We start from the raw sequence: 20137 nt of genomic DNA on the forward strand, positions 1-20137 counted from the left end.
CATTTGTTGTTTTTCTCTTCGCTTTTTTAGCCCAGGGTACGCGATCTTTATGGAATACATTGATAATCATCGACGCAAATGGCTGGCGCTCGGCGGCGCAGCGTTAGGGATAGCACTCTTGCCGGGTCAGTCATTCGCTTCATTATCTACGGCTCGTCCGCGCATTCTGACATTAAACAATCTCAACACCGGTGAACGCATTAAAGTCGAATTCTTTGATGGCCGTCGCTATAACAAAGAAGAACTCTCCCGGTTGAACCACTTTTTCCGTGATTATCGGGCAAATAAAGTTAAAACCATCGACCCCTCGCTGTTTGATCAGCTCTACCGCCTGCAGGTGATGTTAGGTACGACCAAGCCGGTACAGCTGATCTCGGGTTACCGTTCTTACAGCACCAATGAAGATCTGCGGTCGCACAGTAAGGGCGTGGCGAAACAGAGCTATCATACCTTGGGTAAGGCCATGGATTTCCATATTGAAGGCGTCCAACTGGCGAATATACGCAAAGCAGCGGTAAAAATGCGTGCCGGTGGCGTTGGCTATTATCCGCAGAGCAATTTCGTGCACATCGATACCGGCGCGATCCGTACCTGGTAATACAGGGGATAGATAGGCGGGGCGGAGTGTTTTCCCTCGAATAAGGATTTGGAGTAAAGACGGAGTGGTATGAAGTACCAAATTATTCCTGTTACGGCCTTCGGTCAAAATTGCACCCTGTTATGGTGCGAGAAAACCTTGCAGGCCGCTATTGTCGATCCTGGCGGCGAAGCAGACAAAATCAAACAGGCCGTTGCGCAGGCGGGGGTGACGATAACCCAGATTTTGTTGACGCATGGTCATCTGGACCATGTGGGCGCTGCGGTGGCGCTGGCTGAGCACTTCCAGGCGCCGATTGTCGGCCCGCAACGTGCCGACGCGTTCTGGCTTGACGGATTACCGGCCCAGAGCCGCATGTTTGGTTTGAGTGATTGCCCGCCGTTGACGCCGACGCGTTGGCTGGAGGACGGCGATACCATCACCCTTGGCGAGTCAGAGTTGTCTGTTCTGCATTGCCCTGGGCATACACCGGGGCATGTGGTGTTCGTGGATAAGTTATCGCGTTTCGCTCAGGTCGGGGATGTCATTTTTCGTGGCGGCGTGGGACGTAGCGATTTCCCGCAGGGCGATCACCAGGCACTGATAGCATCCATCCGCAATAAGTTATTTCCTCTCGGTGATGATATCGCGTTTATTCCGGGCCACGGGCCGATGTCTACCTTCGGTGAAGAGCGTCGTACCAATCCGTTTGTGCGTGATACCGAGTGATTTGCGTATCAACGCAATAAAAAGGCCTGCGAGTCTGCCTAATGCCAGCCAGTGAACCTGACTGGCATTATTTTTTGTCCGTTTTCTCATGCTGTGTTTTTGTGGAAATAGTATTTTTGTGGATTCTCTCGCAGACACTGGGAAACCCACCCTCTTTATAACTGACAAAACAAGCGATTCCGCCTGTTGCTCCCGTTTCGCTAATTTCCACGATGTACAGGGATAAAAAGCCATCGCCGCAACCCTTGCCAGCCGGTATAATGCGCGACCAGAATTTTCCAGGTGGTCAAAATGCAACCGATAACCCCGCTCTTTTCCTATCCCCGCTATTGGGCTGAATGCTATGGTACCGCGCCCTTTCTGCCCATGTCGCGCAACGAGATGGACAAGCTCGGCTGGGACAGTTGCGACATCATTCTGGTAACCGGTGATGCTTACGTGGATCACCCGAGTTTTGGGATGGCAGTGATTGGCCGTATGCTCGAATCCCAGGGCTTTCGGGTCGGTATCATCGCGCAGCCGGATTGGTCCTCCAAAGCGGACTTTATGCGTCTGGGCAAGCCTAACCTCTTTTTTGGGGTAACGGCAGGCAATATGGACTCGATGATCAATCGCTACACCTCGGATAAAAAGCTGCGCCACGATGATGCTTATACCCCCGGCAACGTCGCCGGCAAAAGGCCCGATCGCGCAACGCTGGTCTATACCCAGCGCTGCAAGGAGGCCTACAAGGAGATACCGGTCATCATCGGCGGCATTGAGGCTTCGCTTCGCCGTATCGCCCATTATGACTATTGGTCCGAAACGATTCGCCGCTCCATCCTGTTTGATGCCAAAGCCGACCTTCTGATTTACGGCAACGCCGAGCGACCGCTTATCGACGTGGCGCATCGTATCGCCGCAGGCGAAAGCATCGAAACCATGCAGGACATTCGCGGCACCGCCGTCATCCGCCGCGAGCCGCTGCCGGGCTGGAGCGGAGTCGACTCGAGCAAGCTCGATCAGATTGGCCGTATCGACCCTATCCCCAATCCTTACATGGAAGGGGCACCCTGCTCGGACGATGCCAGCGACGCCGCACCGGCCGCACAAGAAGCCAGACCGGTGCGGGTTCAGCCGGCCAAACCCAAGCCCTGGGAGAAAACCTACGTCAAGTTGCCGGCTTTTGAGCGGGTCAAAGAAGACAAGGTGCTCTATGCCCATGCGTCGCGCATCCTGCACCACGAGACCAACCCTGGTTGCGCCCGGGCGCTGGCTCAGGCACACGGCGATCGCATCATCTGGGTTAATCCGCCGGCATTCCCGCTCGAAACCGACGAAATGGACGGGGTGTTTGGCCTGCCGTACCAGCGGGTGCCGCACCCGGCTTACGGTAAGGAGAAGATCCCGGCCTATGACATGATCAAGACCTCGGTCAACATCATGCGTGGTTGTTTTGGCGGCTGCTCGTTCTGTTCCATCACCGAGCACGAAGGGCGTATTATCCAGAGCCGTTCGGAAGCGTCGATCTTGACGGAAATCGAAGAGATCCGCGACAAAGTGCCGGGTTTTACCGGCGTCATCTCCGATCTCGGCGGCCCGACCGCCAATATGTACAAGCTGCGCTGCAAAAGCCCGAGAGCAGAGCAAACCTGTCGCCGTGCTTCCTGCGTTTGGCCGGGCATCTGCCCGCATATGAACACTGACCACACGCCGACCATCAATCTTTATCGCAAGGCGCGCGACCTCAAAGGCATCAAGAAGATCCTGATCGCCTCCGGCGTGCGCTATGACCTTGCGGTGGAAGATCCGCGCTATGTGCGTGAGCTCGCCAGGTATCATGTGGGGGGGTATCTCAAGATTGCGCCGGAGCACACCGAAGAGGGCCCGCTCGCGATGATGATGAAGCCGGGTATGGGGACTTACTACAAGTTCAAGGCGCTGTTTGACAAGTTCTCGAAAGAGGCGGGCAAAGAGCAGTACCTTATCCCGTATTTTATTGCTGCGCACCCTGGCACCACCGATGACGACATGGTGAACCTGGCCCTGTGGCTCAAGTCAAACCGCTTCAAGCTCGATCAGGTGCAAAACTTCTATCCATCGCCGCTCGCCAACGCGACCACCATGTATTACACCGAGAAAAACCCACTTTCCAAACTGAGCCGGACCGATGGCGACGTGTTTGTGGCCAAGGGCGAGCGCCGCCGCCGTCTGCACAAGGCGATTCTGCGCTACCACGATCCGGCAGGCTGGCCGATTATTCGTGAAGCGTTGCTGGGCATGGGCAAAGGCTATCTGATTGGTTCCGGCACCGAGTGTCTGGTCCCGGCAGAAAGCCGCGGCGAACGTACGGCTCGGGCCTCCGGCAAGGGTGCAAGGCCGGCGCTGACCCGACATAGTGATATCAATTATCAGCGCGGTAATGGTCAAACCCCGCGTGGGCCAGGCAATGCCAAACCGGCTCAAGCCATGCCGGCAAACACAGGCAAGGCATCGACCCGCACAGGGGCGGGTAAGTCGGGCACTCAAAGTAAGCGCCCAAGAGGATGATTCCTCGTTAGGACGCGCCCAGACCTCGTAACATATCGGTGAATACTGACAGCGTGGTGTAGCGCAGACGTAGAATGTAAAAAACGAACAAAACAATGCCAGTCAGGATTGCCAGTCAGGATTAAGAGCCTGGTGGGATAGGCTCTGACTGACTGGCATTAAACCGGTGCGCTGACCTTTCTATGGTGACATTAAAAGGCCGCGGGCGTCATCCACATTACAGTACGGCGACAATGGCTTCGCACAGCGGCGCCATATTTTCCGGTGTCATACCTGCTACGTTGATTCGGCCTGAGTTCACGGCGTAAATACCAAATTCATTGCGCAGACGCAGTACCTGGTCCTTATTCAACCCGCTGAAGGAGAACATGCCATTCTGGTTGATGATGAAGGAAAAATCCTGATTCGCGCCTTTTTCCTGCAAGGTACTGACGAACAAATGACGCATACGTTGAATGCGCTCACGCATCGCGGTTAATTCCTGTTCCCAGATATTACGCAGCGATTCATTGGACAGCACCGTCGCCACCACGGCCGCACCGTGTGACGGTGGGTTGGAGTAGTTGGCACGGATCCCCGCTTTGACCTGGCTGAATGCCGTATCTGCAACTGCTGCGTCTGCCGCTACGATAGTGCAGGCGCCGACACGCTCGTTGTACAGGCCAAAGTTCTTGGAGTAAGAACTGGCGACGATGAGTTCCTGGTGTTTGGCGGCGAAAATACGCAGACCTTCGGCATCTTCATCCAAACCGCGGGCAAAACCTTGATAGGCAAAGTCAAACAGCGGTAACCAGCCTTTATCCAGCGCCAGTGCGGCCAGCTGTTCCCACTGTTCTTTGGTCGGATCAATACCGGTCGGATTATGACAACAGCCGTGGAACAGGACCACATCACCAGCCTGAGCCTCGCTGAGGCTGCTCAGCAACCCGTCAAAATCCAGCTTGTGGTTAACGGCATCATAGTACGTGTAATCACAGACTTCGAGGCCGACGGCCGAGAAAACATTTTTGTGGTTCGGCCAACTCGGGTTGCTGACCCAAATGCGTTTGGCGCTGGTCTGGCTGGCGATGAAGTCGGCCGCCACACGCAAACCACCGGTGCCGCCCGGCGTCTGTGCGGTCCGTGCGCGTTTATTCGCAATGATTTCACTCTGCTTGCCGAACAACAACTCCTGAGTGCAGCGGGCGAATTCCGGGATGCCGTCAATGCTCAGGTAGTTTTTAGTGGTTTCTGTTTCCAGTAACAGTTGTTCTGCTTTTTTTACGCTGGTGAGTACAGGGGTTTTACCGGTTTCATCCTTATAGACCCCGATTCCCAGATTGATCTTGTGAGGACGCTCATCAGCGCGAAACAAATCAGCCAGACCCAGAATCGGATCGGCAGGTGCGGCAGAGATTTTTTCAAACATTGCGAAGTAATCCATGACAGAGAATAAACAGAAATAGCAGGTTAACGCCAGCGTCTGGCTTTGCCAACCGTTTGCATCAAAAGAAACGGAAATAATGGCAGAAGATAAAGTGATGGTACAAATACCTTATGAGAAAGGTTGGGGCAGGGCGGCATGGCAGAGCGGTGTGATAAAAGCGGTACGTGGTAAGTATTCATGAATGTAAAAAGCCGGGAGAGAGGGTTCCCGGCTTGACACAGGTACTCAATAAAGCAAAAGCAATTAGAACTGGTAGACCATACCTACGGCAACGCGGTCGTTGGTTGCTTGTCGGTAGATGTTATCGCTATCCATCAGGTTGATGTCATACTCTGTATAAGTCGAGAAATTTTTATTGAAGGAATAGGTTAGACCCAGACTGACGTACTTGTCCAAGTAACCGCTAGTGTTAGCCATGGCGGTGGCTGCAGTATCATTTTCTACTTTAGCTGATACGTAAGCGATAGATGGCTTTAAGCCGAAGTCGAAGTTGTACTGGGCAACCGCTTCAAACACCTTGGTTTTGTCAAAGGCGTTAGATGTCGGCATAGTGGATGCACCGAGGTTAAATTTATAGCTGTTGATATAGGTCATGTTACGATATTCACCGTAGGTAGCAGCTATATAGATGTTGTTGGTATCATATTTCAGACCAGTTGCCCACATTTCAGTATCGGGGCCATGACCATCAGTTGTCTGAGTGGTTGTACGGTTAGCGTGACCATAAGATCCAGTAATACCTATGCCAAGTGGTGAATTATAGGAGGTCGACATGGCCCAGCCAGCACCAGTATCTTTTCTAATACTGCTCGAATCAGAATGAGCAGACTGATAGCTCAGACCAAAATTCAGACCGTCAACCAGACCAAAGAAGTTTTTATTTCGATAGTTGGCAACACCAGAGTTACGGCCTGTAAAGCCATCAGTGTAAGATGAGTCACCACCCCATTCCGGCAGTACGTCGGTGTAGGACATACCGTCGTAAGATACGTTGCGGTTACGGCCATAGTCGATAGAGCCGAAATCGGCAAGTTTCAGGCCTGCATAAGCGTAACGAGTCTGACCAGCGGCACTGTTATTTAGGCTTTCTCTTTCTTCGCTGCGATTGGCGTTAAACTGATATTCAAAACGACCGTAACCGGTCACATCACTGTTGATCTTGGTTTCACCAGTGAAGCCAAGGCGAACATAGCTTTGGTCACCATTGTTGTTACCGGTATTATCTTTGGAGAAGTAATGTAAGCCGTCAATCTTACCGTTAAGATTCAGCTTGTTGCCATCTTTGTTATAGATCTCAGCCGAGTTAGCTGCACCAACGGCCAACAGCGCCGGGATTACCACTGCCAGAATATTATGCTTCATCATTATCAATACCCTCGTTGTGTTATATCACCTGCGCTGGTATTACAGAAAAATCTGTAAGGAACTTCTCGTCTAAGCAGGTGTCGTTCTGTGTCCGCAGGCAGTGTTTCATCAGGTATAGGGTTTATCTACAATGAATATGCTACTGACATGATCAAATAGAAACATTTAAAAAAAACGCGTATCCAAAAGTTAATATCATATTGCTTTTTATAAAAATGAAATAAAAAAGCAATATATTCGACATGTAAGTGATGGAGTTTTGCTCATTAATGTGGGTTGTGGCTTATAATTGGAGTAGTAATTTATTGTTTTAATTTAATAAAAAATAAATTTTTCTGCCATGTGGCGGTAATAGTTTAGATGGACGATGAAATGTATTCAAACGGGGGGATTTTTGTTACGTCATGCCTATGTATAATAAATATGAAGGCTATTTCAGGCGTTCAAGAAAAAACCGCCGACCAAAATACATTAATCGACGGTATAGATGATATTGCTACAATAAAATCATGCAACAATAGCCAGCCTGTTTAGATTAGAACTGGTAAACAATACCAACAGCAACGCGGTCATCGTTAGCGAGACTGTATTTGTTGTTGCTATCTAACAGATTGATATCATATTCGGTATAAACCGCCATGTTTTTGTTGAATGCATAGTTTGCACCCAAGCTAACATATTTAGTGATGTAATCATTGTTGCCGTTTGAATCATCCTTCGCTTTAGCTGTAACGTAGCCTAATGAAGGTGTCAAACCGAAGTCAAACGTATATTGTGCAACAGCTTCAAAGATTTTAGTCTTATCAGCAGTGCTTGTTGCTGGAGCAAAAGAAGTCGCAGCGCTATCGATAACACTCAGGTTACGAGCTTCGCCATAAGTCACAGCTACATAAACATTGTTTGCATCATATTTCAGGCCAGTAGCCCAAACATCAGCCTTGCTACCATGACTATCAGCGAGCTGAAGATTTGTACGGTCTACAGATTCATAAGAAGCAATTACACCAACACCAACAGGAGAGGTATAAGAAGAAGAGACACCCCAGCCATCACCGGTTTGTTTGGAACGTCTTGTAGAGTCTTCATGTTTACCTTGATATTGCAGACCAAAGTCCCAACCTTGAACTAAACCGAAGAAGTCTTTGTTACGGTAGGTTGCTACGCCAGCATTACGGCCAGTGATTGTATCAGTGTTGGACTGGTCACCACCCCACTCAGGCAATACGTCGGTGTAAGAAATACCATCATAACCAATAGCACGATTACGACCGTAATCAATGGAACCAAAATCACCGAGTTTTAAGCCAGCATAAGCATAACGCGTATTACCCGCCTGAGTAGATGGATTATGGCGTTGTTCAATTTCTTCTGTACGATTTGCATTAAAGTTGTACTCGAAACGGCCATAACCAGTCAGATCGTCGTTGATCTTGGTTTCGCCTTTGAAACCCAGACGCACATAGCTCTGGTCACCATCGTTATCTTTGTCGTTACTAAAGTAGTGCAGGCCAACAACTTTACCGGTCAGGTCCAGCTTGTTGCCGTCTTTGTTGTACACTTCAGCCGCGTTAGCTGCGCCGGCAGCCAACAGAGCAGGGATTACCACTGCAAGAACGTTGCGCTTCATCATTATTAATTACCCTCATTGGTGTTATTAAGACATCTGGATCACAGTAAAAAAACCTTAACGGAACTTTATTGCGAATACAGTTGTCTTCCTGTGTCTGCACGCAGTTTTCCATTCACCCGCGCGTTAATCTACCCTTTAAATGATACTAATTTCTAATTCGAGTAACCATTGGAAAATATGTGTTTCAATTTGTAAAAATCAGGGAACTTTGTGAGCAACGTCTAAAACAAAATAAGAAGGGCACCAATAAGGTGCCCTTCTTACTACATATATCTGTTTTTCTTATGTTATTTTTTGCTTAGAAGGTGGCGCTGCGTGGTGTGCGCGGGAACGGAATAACATCGCGCACATTTTGTACACCGGTTACATAAGCAATCAAACGTTCAAAACCGAGGCCGAAACCTGAATGAGGGATGGTGCCGTAACGACGCAGGTCGCGATACCACCAGTAGTCCTCTTTACTGAGCCCCATTTCTTCCAGACGGGTGTCCAGTTGTTCCAGACGCTCTTCGCGCTGAGAGCCACCGATGATTTCGCCAATCCCCGGCGCCAGCACGTCCATCGCCGCCACGGTTTTACCGTCGCTGTTCATGCGCATATAAAAGGCTTTAATGTCTTTCGGGTAGTTTTTGACGACGACAGGGGCCTGGAAGTGCTTCTCAGCCAGATAGCGTTCGTGCTCGGAAGACAGGTCGATACCCCAGGACACCGGGTTTTCGAAAGTCTGCCCGCAGTTTTCCAGAATGGTGATGGCATCGGTGTAGTCAACCTGGGCGAAATCAGAACTGACAAAACGCTCCAGACGGCTGACGGCGTCTTTATCTACACGTTCAGCAAAGAATTTCATGTCGTCGGCACGCTCTTCCAACACGGCCTTGAACACAAACTTCAGCAGGTTTTCCGCCAGCGCGGCAATATCGTCCAGCGTGGCGAACGCGACTTCCGGTTCGATCATCCAGAACTCTGCCAGATGGCGGCTGGTATTGGAGTTTTCCGCGCGGAAGGTGGGGCCGAAAGTATAGATTTTAGACAGCGCGCAGGCGTAGGTTTCGCCGTTAAGCTGGCCGGATACGGTCAGAAACGCTTCTTTACCGAAGAAGTCTTCACTGAAATCGACTTTGCCCTGATCGTCACGCGGCAGGTTTTCCAGATCCAGCGTGGATACCCGGAACATTTCACCGGCGCCTTCGGTATCGGAGGCGGTAATAAGCGGGGTGGATACCCAATAGAAACCGCTCTGATGAAAGAAACGATGGATAGCCTGGGCCAGCGTATGACGCACTCGGGCGACGGCGCCGATCAGGTTGGTGCGCGGGCGCAGGTGCGCCACTTCACGCAGGTATTCGATACTGTGGCGCTTGGCGGCCATCGGATAGGTGTCTGGGTCTTCCACCCAACCGACCACCTTGAGCTCGGTTGCCTGCAGTTCAAAACTTTGGCCTTCGCCGGGAGATTCCACCACCTTGCCGGTGACTTCCACTGAGCAGCCGGTAGTCAGACGCAGCACATCGCTTTGGTAATTGGCAAGATTATTATTGACGACAGCCTGTAGCGAATCAAAGCAGGAACCGTCATAGACGGCAATAAAGGAAATACCGGCTTTAGAGTCTCTCCGGGTACGTACCCAGCCGCGCACGGTGACGTCACTGTCAACGGCGACACGGCCTTGCAGTACGTCGACTACAGGCACTACGCTCATAACATTCTCTCTATTGGTGAAATTTAATGGGTAACTGTCACTGCCCATAAATGGGCGTTTCGTTATGTTACTTGTCGTCGGGCAGGACACAAGTAGAAATCACCGGAACCTTGCAAGTTTTATGCGATTCCGGTGCTGCTGGCTTAAAGAGTAGTCAGTCGTGTGGGATGGGGACGACTCAGGAGGCTTTTTTCACGAGTGGCAGATCAAACGCCTTGCGCAGTTCGCTGACGAATGCCTGATCCTGACAAATGGTTTTCCCCGGGCTGTCCGACAGTTTAGCGACCGGTTTGCCGTTGCATTCCACCAATTTGATGACGATATTCAGTGGCTTCACGTTGGGAATATCGCAGGTCAGCCGGGTGCCGATACCGAAGACAACATTAATGCGTTGGCCGAAGTGGCGGTAAAGATGCAGTGCTTTTTCCAGGTTAAGGTTATCGGAAAATACCAGCGTTTTGCCCATTGGGTCGATATCCAGCGCATGATAATGCGCGATGGCTTTTTCGCCCCATTCGATCGGATCGCCGGAATCATGGCGCAACCCCTGATAGTGACGGGCGAAATGCCGGTCAAAGTCGCGCAGGAAGGCATCCATAGTGATGCAGTCGGTCAGGGCGATGCCGAGTTGATCGGGGTATTCCAGCAGCCAGGCATCCAGCGCGGCGCGTTGGCTGTTGGCAAGCGTAGGGCTGATTTGCTGATGAGCCTGAAACCATTCGTGCGCCTGCGTTCCAACCGGCGTCAGTTGCAGGCGGCGCGCCAGATCATAGTTACTGCTGCCGATCAGATAAGGGAAGTCCGCTTTCAGGGTGCGGACGATCTGGTGCTGAACGTCGTGAGAGAAACGGCGACGAGTACCAAAATCCATCAGTTTAAAACGGCTGAGATCGACATCGGCACTTTGCCGGCGAAAGTGGGCCAGTGTTGTCTGTAACCGGTCGATAGCGGCCTCGACATGTACGCCGGGTGTACGGGCACGATGAACCACTTCACTGATGACGGCAAGCAGCGGAACTTCCCACAAAATCACTTCACGCCATGGCCCGGTGATGCGGATATCCAGTTTGCCCTGATGATTGCCGATGCGGATTTGCGAGGGATCAAAACGGAAGCTTTTCAGCCAGTCCAGGTAATCGGCTTTGAAAAACGGCAGAGAGGCGAGGTAGGCATGTTCATCGTCATGCAGCGACAAGCGGCTCATGGCTTCCACCTGCGCCCGAATCTCATCCGCGTAGTGCCCTAACAACTCGTCGCCGCGACAGCGAAACTCCGCCGCCACATGGACATCATAGTAGTGGTGAAATACCGCCTGCTGCATATGCAATTTGTAGGCGTCGGTATCCAGCAATGAGGTTAGTATGGGGGCTGTGTGTAAAGTCATAATGCGTTACCGCATCCTCGTTTAATACGATTTACAAGCTAATTACAAGTGACCGTCATGGTCATCGACAGCGAGAGCCAACTGTCTGTTCAATGGGACTTATCACACCATATTGGGCGGATGAAGGCGAGATTCAATCGTGCGATTGTGACAAAAAAGTAGCTGTTTTTACGTGCTGTTTACCATGAGTAATTGAATTATAATGTTTTTTATACTAAACAAAAATGCCGGAAAAATTGTCCCGCCGCCGTGGCAGCGACGCGCCGGCAGGAAAGTTTGCATTCCGACAGTCACTCCCCTTTAATAGACGTAACAGCCTGTTGAATAACGGAACTGCGCACAAAGTAGACGGTATCAGTCGTATTATGCGGCGGCCCGGCTACTCGCAGAGAAAAGCGGGTATGAACGGGTGCTGTTTACCCTTGTTTACTGTGTGAATTTAGATAAAGACGGATATCGTCGTCCGGCGAGTGTTACGGCGTGACGGAAATTCGATAACCTTCGGTGTGTTAATCACGGATCTTCCGCCCTTAGTAGATAAAAGGCGACGCGGATACTCTACCGCATCATGCCGTACCGCCATCATTACTGCTGTCATTAAGGTAATCAGTCATGAGTCAACAACCACAAGTCAAATACCGGCACGATTACCGCGCGCCGGATTACACCATTACCGATATCGCACTGGATTTTGATCTGCATCCGGAACAGACCCGGGTGGTCGCCGTCAGTCAGGTCGTGCTGCAAGGGGAAAAGGGCGCAGCGCTGAAACTGGACGGCGAAGGGCTGACATTGCTGAGCGTTCAGGTCGATGGACAAGACTGGCAGGCACATCGCTTACTGGAAGACGGTCTGGAGCTGACCGGGCTGCCGGAAAAATTCACTCTGCGGATTGAAACGGAAATCAACCCGGCGGCCAACAGTGCGCTGGAAGGGTTGTACCAGTCGGGAGAAGCACTGTGTACGCAGTGTGAGGCCGAAGGGTTCCGCCATATTACCTACTATCTTGACCGGCCGGATGTTCTGGCGCGTTTCACGACCCGCATTACCGCCGACAAAGCGCATTACCCGTACCTGCTTTCCAACGGTAACCGTATCGGCCAAGGCGAGGCGGACAACGGGCGTCACTGGGTAGAATGGCAGGACCCGTTCCCGAAACCCTGCTACCTGTTTGCGCTGGTAGCCGGTGATTTTGATGTGCTGCGCGACAGCTTTATTACCCGTTCCGGCCGTGAGGTTGCGCTCGAGCTGTTTGTCGACCGCGGTAATCTCGATCGTGCCGACTGGGCGATGACTTCGCTGAAAAACGCCATGAAGTGGGATGAAACCCGTTTTGGTCTGGAATACGACCTCGACATTTATATGATCGTGGCGGTGGATTTCTTCAACATGGGGGCGATGGAAAACAAAGGGCTGAACATTTTCAACTCCAAGTATGTGTTGGCTAAAGCCGAAACCGCCACCGACAAAGACTATCTCGGTATCGAAGCGGTGATCGCCCACGAGTATTTCCATAACTGGACCGGTAACCGCGTGACCTGTCGCGACTGGTTCCAACTGAGTTTGAAAGAAGGGCTGACGGTATTCCGCGACCAGGAATTCAGCTCCGATATCGGTTCTCGCCCGGCCAATCGTATCGACAACGTTCGGGTGATGCGCGGCGCGCAGTTCGCTGAAGACGCCAGCCCGATGTCCCACCCGATCCGCCCGGATCAGGTTATCGAAATGAATAACTTCTATACTCTGACGGTGTATGAAAAAGGGTCGGAAGTGATTCGCATGATGCATACGCTGTTGGGCGAAGAGAAATTCCAGGCCGGAATGCGGCTCTATTTTGATCGTCATGACGGCAGTGCCGCTACCTGTGATGACTTTGTGCAGGCGATGGAGGACGCTTCCAGCGTCGATCTGTCTCAGTTCCGCCGCTGGTATAGCCAGTCCGGCACGCCGGTGGTGACGGTGCGCGACGATTACGACGCCGAAACCCGCCGGTACAGCCTGCATGTCAGCCAGATGACGCCGGTCGGCGCCGATAAACAACCCAAATTGCCGCTGCATATTCCGCTGGATGTGGAACTGTACGACGGCGAAGGGCGGGTGATCCCGCTGCGTCAGAAAGGCCAGAAGCTGGCATCGGTACTGAACGTGACCGAAGCCGAGCAAACGTTCGTGTTTGATGACGTTCCCTGCCAGCCGGTGCCGTCGCTACTGCGTGAGTTCTCCGCGCCGGTCAAACTGAATTACCCCTGGAGCGATGAGCAACTGACGTTCCTGATGCGCCATGCCAGCAATGCGTTTTCCCGCTGGGATGCCGCCCAGAGCCTGTTGGCAAACTATATTCGCCTGAATGTGGCGCGCCATCAGCAGCAACAGCCGTTGTCGTTGCCGATGCATGTGGTGGACGCGTTCCGCGGCGTGCTGTTGGATGACCAACTGGACCCGATGCTGGCCTCGCAGATTCTGTCGTTGCCGGGCGAAAACGAGATGGCCGAACTGTTTGACGTGATCGATCCGGACGCCATTGCTGCGGTTCGTCATGCGCTGACGCAGACGCTGGCGCAGGAAATGGCGGACGAATTGCTGGCGGTATATCGTGCCAACAAGCCGGCATCCTACCGTGTTGACCAGCAGGACATGGCGAAACGCGCGCTGCGCAATGTGTGCCTGCACTATCTGGCATTTGCCGAGAGAGAACAGGCCGACAAGCTGGTGGCGGCGCAATTTGCCGGGGCCGACAACATGACGGATTCGCTGGCGGCAATGGCGGCCTCGGTAGAGGCGCAGTTACCGTGCCGGGATAAACTGCTGGCGGCTTTTGATGAACGCTGGCATCAGGATGGTCTGGTGATGGACAAATGGTTCGTCCTGCAGGCCGGTAGCCCGGCCAGTGATGTGTTGGACCGGGTGCGTGAACTGCTTAACCACCGCTCTTTTAGCCTGAACAACCCGAACCGGCTGCGCTCGCTGATAGGATCGTTCTGTGCGGGTAATCCGTCGGCGTTCCACGCCAAAGACGGCAGCGGTTATCAGTTCCTCACCGAGATGCTCACCGAGCTGAACACCCGCAACCCGCAGGTGGCCTCACGCCTGATTGAACCGCTGATTCGCCTCAAACGCTACGATTCGGCCCGTCAGGCGCTGATGCGCCAGGCGCTGGAAACCCTCAAAGGGCTGGAAAACCTGTCGGGCGATCTGTTTGAGAAGATTACCAAGGCGCTGGAGGCGTAAAGTTCAAACATCAGGAGCGGTTTATTTATCCGTTCTCTCTCAAAGCCGGGAATTCCCGGCTTTTTTAATTCCATCACATTGCTGTCATCCGGTTAGTAATATCGCCTACTACTTATCCTGCTTTTATTGACTTTCAATTATCTGAGTGTAATAACTTCGGCCGTAAAATCAGAGTATCTTCTTTATTATTTCAATATAATTTAATGGCATGGAGTGTTTATGAGTGATAAAAATATTAGCGAGATTACTATTGATCTCGATAATGTATTTGATTTAAATAAGGACAAGGTAAGCACCATGCTGCAATATACAGCGAAAGAGCAGTTAGATCAGTTGTTCAATGGGTTTGTTAAAAACCTGGGAAAGTATGGTGAGGATAGTTCGTGTCATCAGCGTTGTGATGCTGACAAACGGTTAAATGATATACCCCGAAGCAATAATACCATTTTTATTAATGGCCAACGCGGCACCGGTAAAACCACCTTTTTACGTGCGATGTTGGATTACTATTCAAATAACGATGAGGGGATTTGTCCGTTAGCATTTATCGACCCGACATTGATTGAAACACATCAAAATATTCTTGTCGATATTGTGGTGAAATTTAAGCAATTATATGATGAAAAACTGAAATATTGTGCTGATGAAGGCATCAATCGCCAGTTGAATACATGCCTTGAAGAGATGGCTGAAGGTCTGAAACTAGCCAGTCACCATAAAACAAACCATGATAAACATGATGATAGCTGGTTCTTAAGTCAGGCGTTGAAAAGTGCCAACAGCGGACAATATCTGGAAGAACGTTTTCATCATTTCATCAATGCGGTCGCTAAGGCATTAAATAAAAAGTTGTTTATTATCGCCATTGATGATGTTGATACCCATACCCAAAAAGCTTATGAGGTTCTGGAAACTATCCGCCGCTATTTGAACCACCCCAGAGTGGTGGTTCTGATCTCAGGAGATTTAAAACTGTACAATTACATTGTCAAAAATCAAAAAAAGATTGAATTACAGTCGGGTGATAAAAAAGAAAGTGATGAAAAAGAATCCAGGGATTTGACCCGTAACTTAACTCAGCAGTATATGCTAAAAGTTTTTCCTGCATATCAACGCATCGATTTGCAGTTGTTGATTCAATTATTTAAAAGCCAACAGAGAAGCGTGTTTTTTTCAAGAAATGGTGAAAAGTACAAGGGGGTTGAAAGTTCTGATCCACATACAGATGGGCAGTCGCCAGACTTTTTGTTTGATATTATATCCCTCTCGCTGAAAGTAAAAAAAGACCAGCAAGAGTATTTTAGGGATTTTATTCTTTATCAACCAATAAGAACGGTTGTGCAGTTTTTAAGAATGATGCCTGTGAATCAGAATGTCGAGTTACTTAAATCACCTAAGTTAACAGAAACGATAATATTTGCATTGAAGCGTATTTTCTTGGGGGAGTTTATTGATCAGGGGATCGATGATGACCTATCGGAAGAAGGGGTTAAAGATTTTAATAAAATTGCCTGTGCAATATTTAATGTGTGCCATCGGCACGGCGATCTGGAAACTGGGTTTTATTTGCGTCCCGATAATGACAATAACGCCTATAACGCCGTTAAAATGTATCTGGCAATGCTAGTTAGCCGGTTATTAGAGAAAAATACATTATCAAATGCCCTGACCTTTATGTTAACCAGTGCGATGCCAGCTAATATCTACATGCACTATTTGGCTGAAAAAGAAAAAGGGGTCAGTAATCTGCCAAGAGCGTATGTTGAGTATCTTGGACTAAGCCGGGGGGAAAACGTAACGGGGGTAGCGGCGCATTGTAACCCGATAATTTTCCATGAACATGGTAATATATCAAAAAAAATTCATGGCGGAGTGATCAGAGTCAATAGAAGAAGAAATGAGCTTATTAAAGAGAGATTCAAATCCCTAACGGGATGGGAAAATGGTGACGTGATAAGCTCGTTAGATTGGCTTTCCAGAAATTTAGCGAAAGTGAACAATAACTATATTGATGTCGTCGCGGCAGTGACTATTCTGGCCTCAGCCAGCAGCGTTCAGGAAGGGGCAGAAAAAAGAGATTATATTTCTGTCTTTAGCTTGCTGGCGGTGATGGCACGGTTGCTGGATAAAAATAATAATTATTCTGTTGAACGTTTTATTTCGGTGCAGACATTCGGTTATCCGGCATTTTTGGATAGAAAAAAAGAGACGAAGGATGAGGCGGGTGCAGAGGATGATGATAGTGATGGCAATACGAAAGATTCAGGAAATTATTTTATAGATATTCTGAATGATAAAATAAGAGAGTGGAAAGGAACTAACGAAATAAGCTGTTCATCTTTATTGATGGGGAAAGCCTGGGAGCGAATTCAGTATACGTTGCTTTCTGTATCAGACGATTTTTCTGGCAAGAAATTTTCATATAAAGGAAAAGATGAAGAAGGAAGCAAAAAGGAAGATGTTCTTCTCGGTCATCTGTTTTCAGTATTTGTTTTTGGGGTGATAAATTCGTTTATGATAGAAGAGGTCAACTACAACCCAGATGTTCCTGAAGAACTGATAAAACGATTCGCTTCTGCTAAAAATACAGCTACGTCTCCCAGGGAGTTAGTCAATAATATAAATCGAGTTATTGTTTTTGTTAATGATGAAAAATCAGAAAATAAAGAGCATAAATTCGCTACTTTACTGCCAGTAACCAGTGCAATCATTCGTTGTCCGCTAATTTTACCCTTCTTATTGCCTGATTTTAAACCCTCCTCTTTTTGTCAGGGAGATTTAGGAAATAAAAAAATTACATTGTGGAAAATAAAAGATGACAGTAGAAAAGATAGCGAAAAACTCTATCAGGCGATTTTATCTACTGGGTTATTGGATGGCTTGTATTCTATTAACGAAATTAAAAATATACCAGATCAAGGCGAACCGGCACCTGAATCAATTCATGAGAATAACACACCTTCGAGAGATAAATATTTATATATTTCTCGTTTGCCTATTTCTGGATGTTTTACAAAAAAATAAAAAGCTATCAGCAGATAAAAATAAGGCCCCAACATGTTTCTCAACCAATATCTTCTTGCGGAGCCTCGGCTGTACGAGCTTTTGCTGACGCAACTGCCGTTATTGCTATCGGGTGAGTGCTCGACGCTGCCGGAAAAAGACATCGAAGCAGTGACCTATAACAGTTGGTATCAGCGTCAGTTTACCCATACCGACCCGATGTTTGAGCGCCATTGGGAACACTTGCTGTCGCGTCAACATGAAGCCAAGGGGTGGTGCCGGGCGCTACTCGGGCAGGCGGCACGCTATCATCTGGAAGACGATTCGCGTCGGTTGGCGGTACGCCAGTCGCGCTTTGGAGAGTGGCAAAACTGGGTGGCGAATCAATCCGGCTTCCCGGTTATCGCTTATCAACTGGAACAGATGTGGTGCGGCAAGGGGTGCCCACAGTTGTTTGAATTGCTGGAGCGGCTGAAGCAGACGTTGGGTTACCGGCCGATTGTGTCACCCTGGCATCCACGCGTTGAAGATTATCTACGGCGCGAAGGACTGCATGAAGCGCATATGCACCTTAACGGTACGACGTTTGTGGAGCTGATGTGGCATCACAGCCTGCTGCATCCCGATGCGCTGATTAATGAAATGGAGAAAAGCCGTAAGGATGACCCTACCCGATTGCGGCGCTTTTATGCCGTAGCCCACTCGCTGGATACCCCGGTTAAAGTGAGCCGTATGCTGCATATCGCGCGTTATTGCCGCGAGTGGCTACTACGCTGGGCCGAAGGTCGGTATCACCCGGCGTGTGAGGGTAAACCGGCAAAACAGCACTTTGCTGACTTGCTGCGCTGTAACGATATTATCGCGCCCGACGCGGGCTTTTTTGCCTGGGAACAGGCGGCGTATGCTCAGGAGCAACAGTATCAGGGCCTGTGCGAGTTGCATTTTCATATCCGGGTGTTACATGCCTTGCGCGCTCATCCGTCGGCGATGGAAGATGCCTGCTATTGGCTGTATTTGCTATGCATGAACCTGTTTCAGCGTTTGCTGGTACAGCGCACAGATCAGATAGGTTTTGATCAGTTCCAGAAATTTACCGAGTTAGGTCCACGTGAGCCGATAGAAGAACGCTATGCTGCCCGTTTTTATCAGTTACATGGTGAGCAGGTTGCTGGCGCATCGATGATGGCGACGATTGAAGGGCGTTTTGCGCCGAAAGACACGCCCGGCAAGAATAAGCAACTGATCACACGTATCCTCGACGGGTTTTGGGACTACCAGAACCCCACCGCTTTATCGTTTGATAAACCACAAGAATTAAATGCGTTGGCACAAGCCTGTCTTACCGCGACACGCCTGGCGTTACGGCTGGTGGTGCATTTCATCAAACGCCGCTGGGATCATCGTGATGGCTCCCCCCATTTCAGCGTACTGCGTGAAGATGTGTTGATGCGTGCTCACGCATTATTTCAGGTGTTGGACGAGTTTCCGGCGTTGCGCTCGCTGCTTACCGGGTTTGATGCCGCAGCTAATGAGCGTGAGGCCCCACCGGAAGTGTTTGCAGTGTTATTTCGTCAGGCCCGCCGTCAGGGGATCGCCCATTTTACCTATCACGCCGGGGAGGATTTTGAACACCTGCTCAGTGGCATTCGCGCTGTCTACGACAGCCTGACGCTGCTGGAGTTATCGAATGGCGATCGTATCGGCCATGCCACGGCGATTGGCATCATGCCAGCGTTTTGGAGTGCGAAAATGCCGGAAACATTGTTTATTAAGCAAGGGGAATGGCTGGAAAACCTGCTGTTTGTGCGCAAATTGTTGCTGGAACAGCGTGAGGGAAGCGATTTATCGCTGGTACGACTGGATAGCGAAATTGCGATGCTGGCGTATCGGATTTTTGAACAGCATCCTTCAGCCGTCGTGTTACAGCACGTTTTTGACGGGCGCGGGCTGGACCCCATACAGGTGCGAAATTATCTGCAAGATCGTACCGACCGGCCAGTAGGTTGGGTAGGCGAAGAGTTTGATCGGGTGGGTGAATTTGCAAAACGTTATGGTAAAGAGGCACTGTCATTATTAAAGCAGCGCTGGTTTGATGCCGAGGTAATTAAACGCTATGAAGCCTCTGCCGAGTTCGACACCGCCTTTCTGCCTGACAGCGCCCTGCTGGCTGCACAGCAGTACGTGCAAAAGCGGATACGTGAAAAACATGTGGTGATTGAAACACTGCCCACCAGCAATGTCAGGATCAGTTATTACGATGATATTACCCAGCACCATGTGTTTCGCTGGATGCATCTTCCTGGGCGTTATGTCGCAGGTGATCACCGCATGTCGGTGGCATTAGGGTCTGACGATCAGGGTATTTTTGTCACCGACATGAAAGGGGAGTTTTATCATTTGTTTACCGTGTTGATGAACGAATTTGGCTACAGCGAGCAGGATGCACTGGCACAGGTGGCGGCGTTAAATGAGAACGGGCGTATTTATCGTTTTGACTACCCACTCTAAAAGATAAGGTGCGGAGATGAGACATACCGCATCTTATCTTTATCAACGCTTTTCTTTAT

The 20137-nt window shown here is 50.0% G+C and carries 11 protein-coding genes; 6 read left to right on the plus strand and 5 right to left on the minus strand.

Annotation, left to right across the window (positions count from 1 at the left end; translation table 11 throughout):
• Nucleotides 1–49 precede the first annotated feature (49 nt).
• From FDP13_RS06650 to FDP13_RS06660, 3 genes are all read left to right on the plus strand, one after another.
• A complete protein-coding gene (locus FDP13_RS06650; protein ID WP_012769384.1) occupies nt 50–598 on the plus strand; it encodes a YcbK family protein in 549 nt (182 codons plus the stop codon).
• A 69-nt stretch (nt 599–667) separates the two neighbouring features.
• Nucleotides 668–1306: an MBL fold metallo-hydrolase gene (locus FDP13_RS06655; protein WP_027711735.1), complete on the plus strand. Its 639-nt coding sequence runs from the start codon at nt 668–670 to the stop codon at nt 1304–1306.
• Between the two features lie 291 nt (nt 1307–1597).
• Nucleotides 1598–3835: a YgiQ family radical SAM protein gene (locus tag FDP13_RS06660; protein ID WP_143839066.1), complete on the plus strand. Its 2238-nt coding sequence runs from the start codon at nt 1598–1600 to the stop codon at nt 3833–3835.
• A 217-nt stretch (nt 3836–4052) separates the two neighbouring features.
• On the opposite strand, the gene FDP13_RS06665 is transcribed toward FDP13_RS06660, so the two are convergent.
• The 5 genes from FDP13_RS06665 to pncB form a co-directional block, all read right to left on the minus strand.
• Nucleotides 4053–5243 (minus strand): amino acid aminotransferase, encoded by a 1191-nt coding sequence (locus FDP13_RS06665; protein WP_143839067.1) that lies wholly within the window; start codon nt 5241–5243, stop codon nt 4053–4055.
• Nucleotides 5244–5504: 261 nt separating this feature from the next.
• Nucleotides 5505–6626: a porin gene (locus FDP13_RS06670; RefSeq protein WP_033576243.1), complete on the minus strand. Its 1122-nt coding sequence runs from the start codon at nt 6624–6626 to the stop codon at nt 5505–5507.
• Between the two features lie 535 nt (nt 6627–7161).
• Nucleotides 7162–8256 (minus strand): porin, encoded by a 1095-nt coding sequence (locus tag FDP13_RS06675; RefSeq protein WP_033576242.1) that lies wholly within the window; start codon nt 8254–8256, stop codon nt 7162–7164.
• Nucleotides 8257–8554: 298 nt separating this feature from the next.
• Entirely contained in the window at nt 8555–9955 is a 1401-nt protein-coding gene (gene asnS / locus FDP13_RS06680; protein ID WP_033576241.1) for an asparagine--tRNA ligase, read from the minus strand.
• Nucleotides 9956–10133: 178 nt separating this feature from the next.
• Nucleotides 10134–11339: a nicotinate phosphoribosyltransferase gene (gene pncB, locus FDP13_RS06685; RefSeq protein WP_143839068.1), complete on the minus strand. Its 1206-nt coding sequence runs from the start codon at nt 11337–11339 to the stop codon at nt 10134–10136.
• 612 nt (nt 11340–11951) lie between these two features.
• Here pncB and pepN point away from each other — a divergent pair.
• From pepN to FDP13_RS06700, 3 genes are all read left to right on the plus strand, one after another.
• Complete coding sequence (gene pepN, locus FDP13_RS06690) at nt 11952–14567, plus strand: aminopeptidase N (RefSeq protein WP_143839069.1); 2616 nt, start codon at nt 11952–11954, stop codon at nt 14565–14567.
• Between the two features lie 219 nt (nt 14568–14786).
• The gene (locus FDP13_RS06695; protein WP_143839070.1) at nt 14787–17591 is read left to right on the plus strand and encodes a P-loop NTPase fold protein; all 2805 of its coding nucleotides are present in this window, start codon (nt 14787–14789) and stop codon (nt 17589–17591) included.
• Between the two features lie 33 nt (nt 17592–17624).
• The gene (locus tag FDP13_RS06700; RefSeq protein ID WP_143839071.1) at nt 17625–20078 is read left to right on the plus strand and encodes a hypothetical protein; all 2454 of its coding nucleotides are present in this window, start codon (nt 17625–17627) and stop codon (nt 20076–20078) included.
• Nucleotides 20079–20137: the final 59 nt, after the last annotated feature.

This window comes from Dickeya sp. ws52 (assembly GCF_007210685.1).
Taxonomy (GTDB): Bacteria; Pseudomonadota; Gammaproteobacteria; order Enterobacterales; family Enterobacteriaceae; genus Dickeya; species Dickeya chrysanthemi.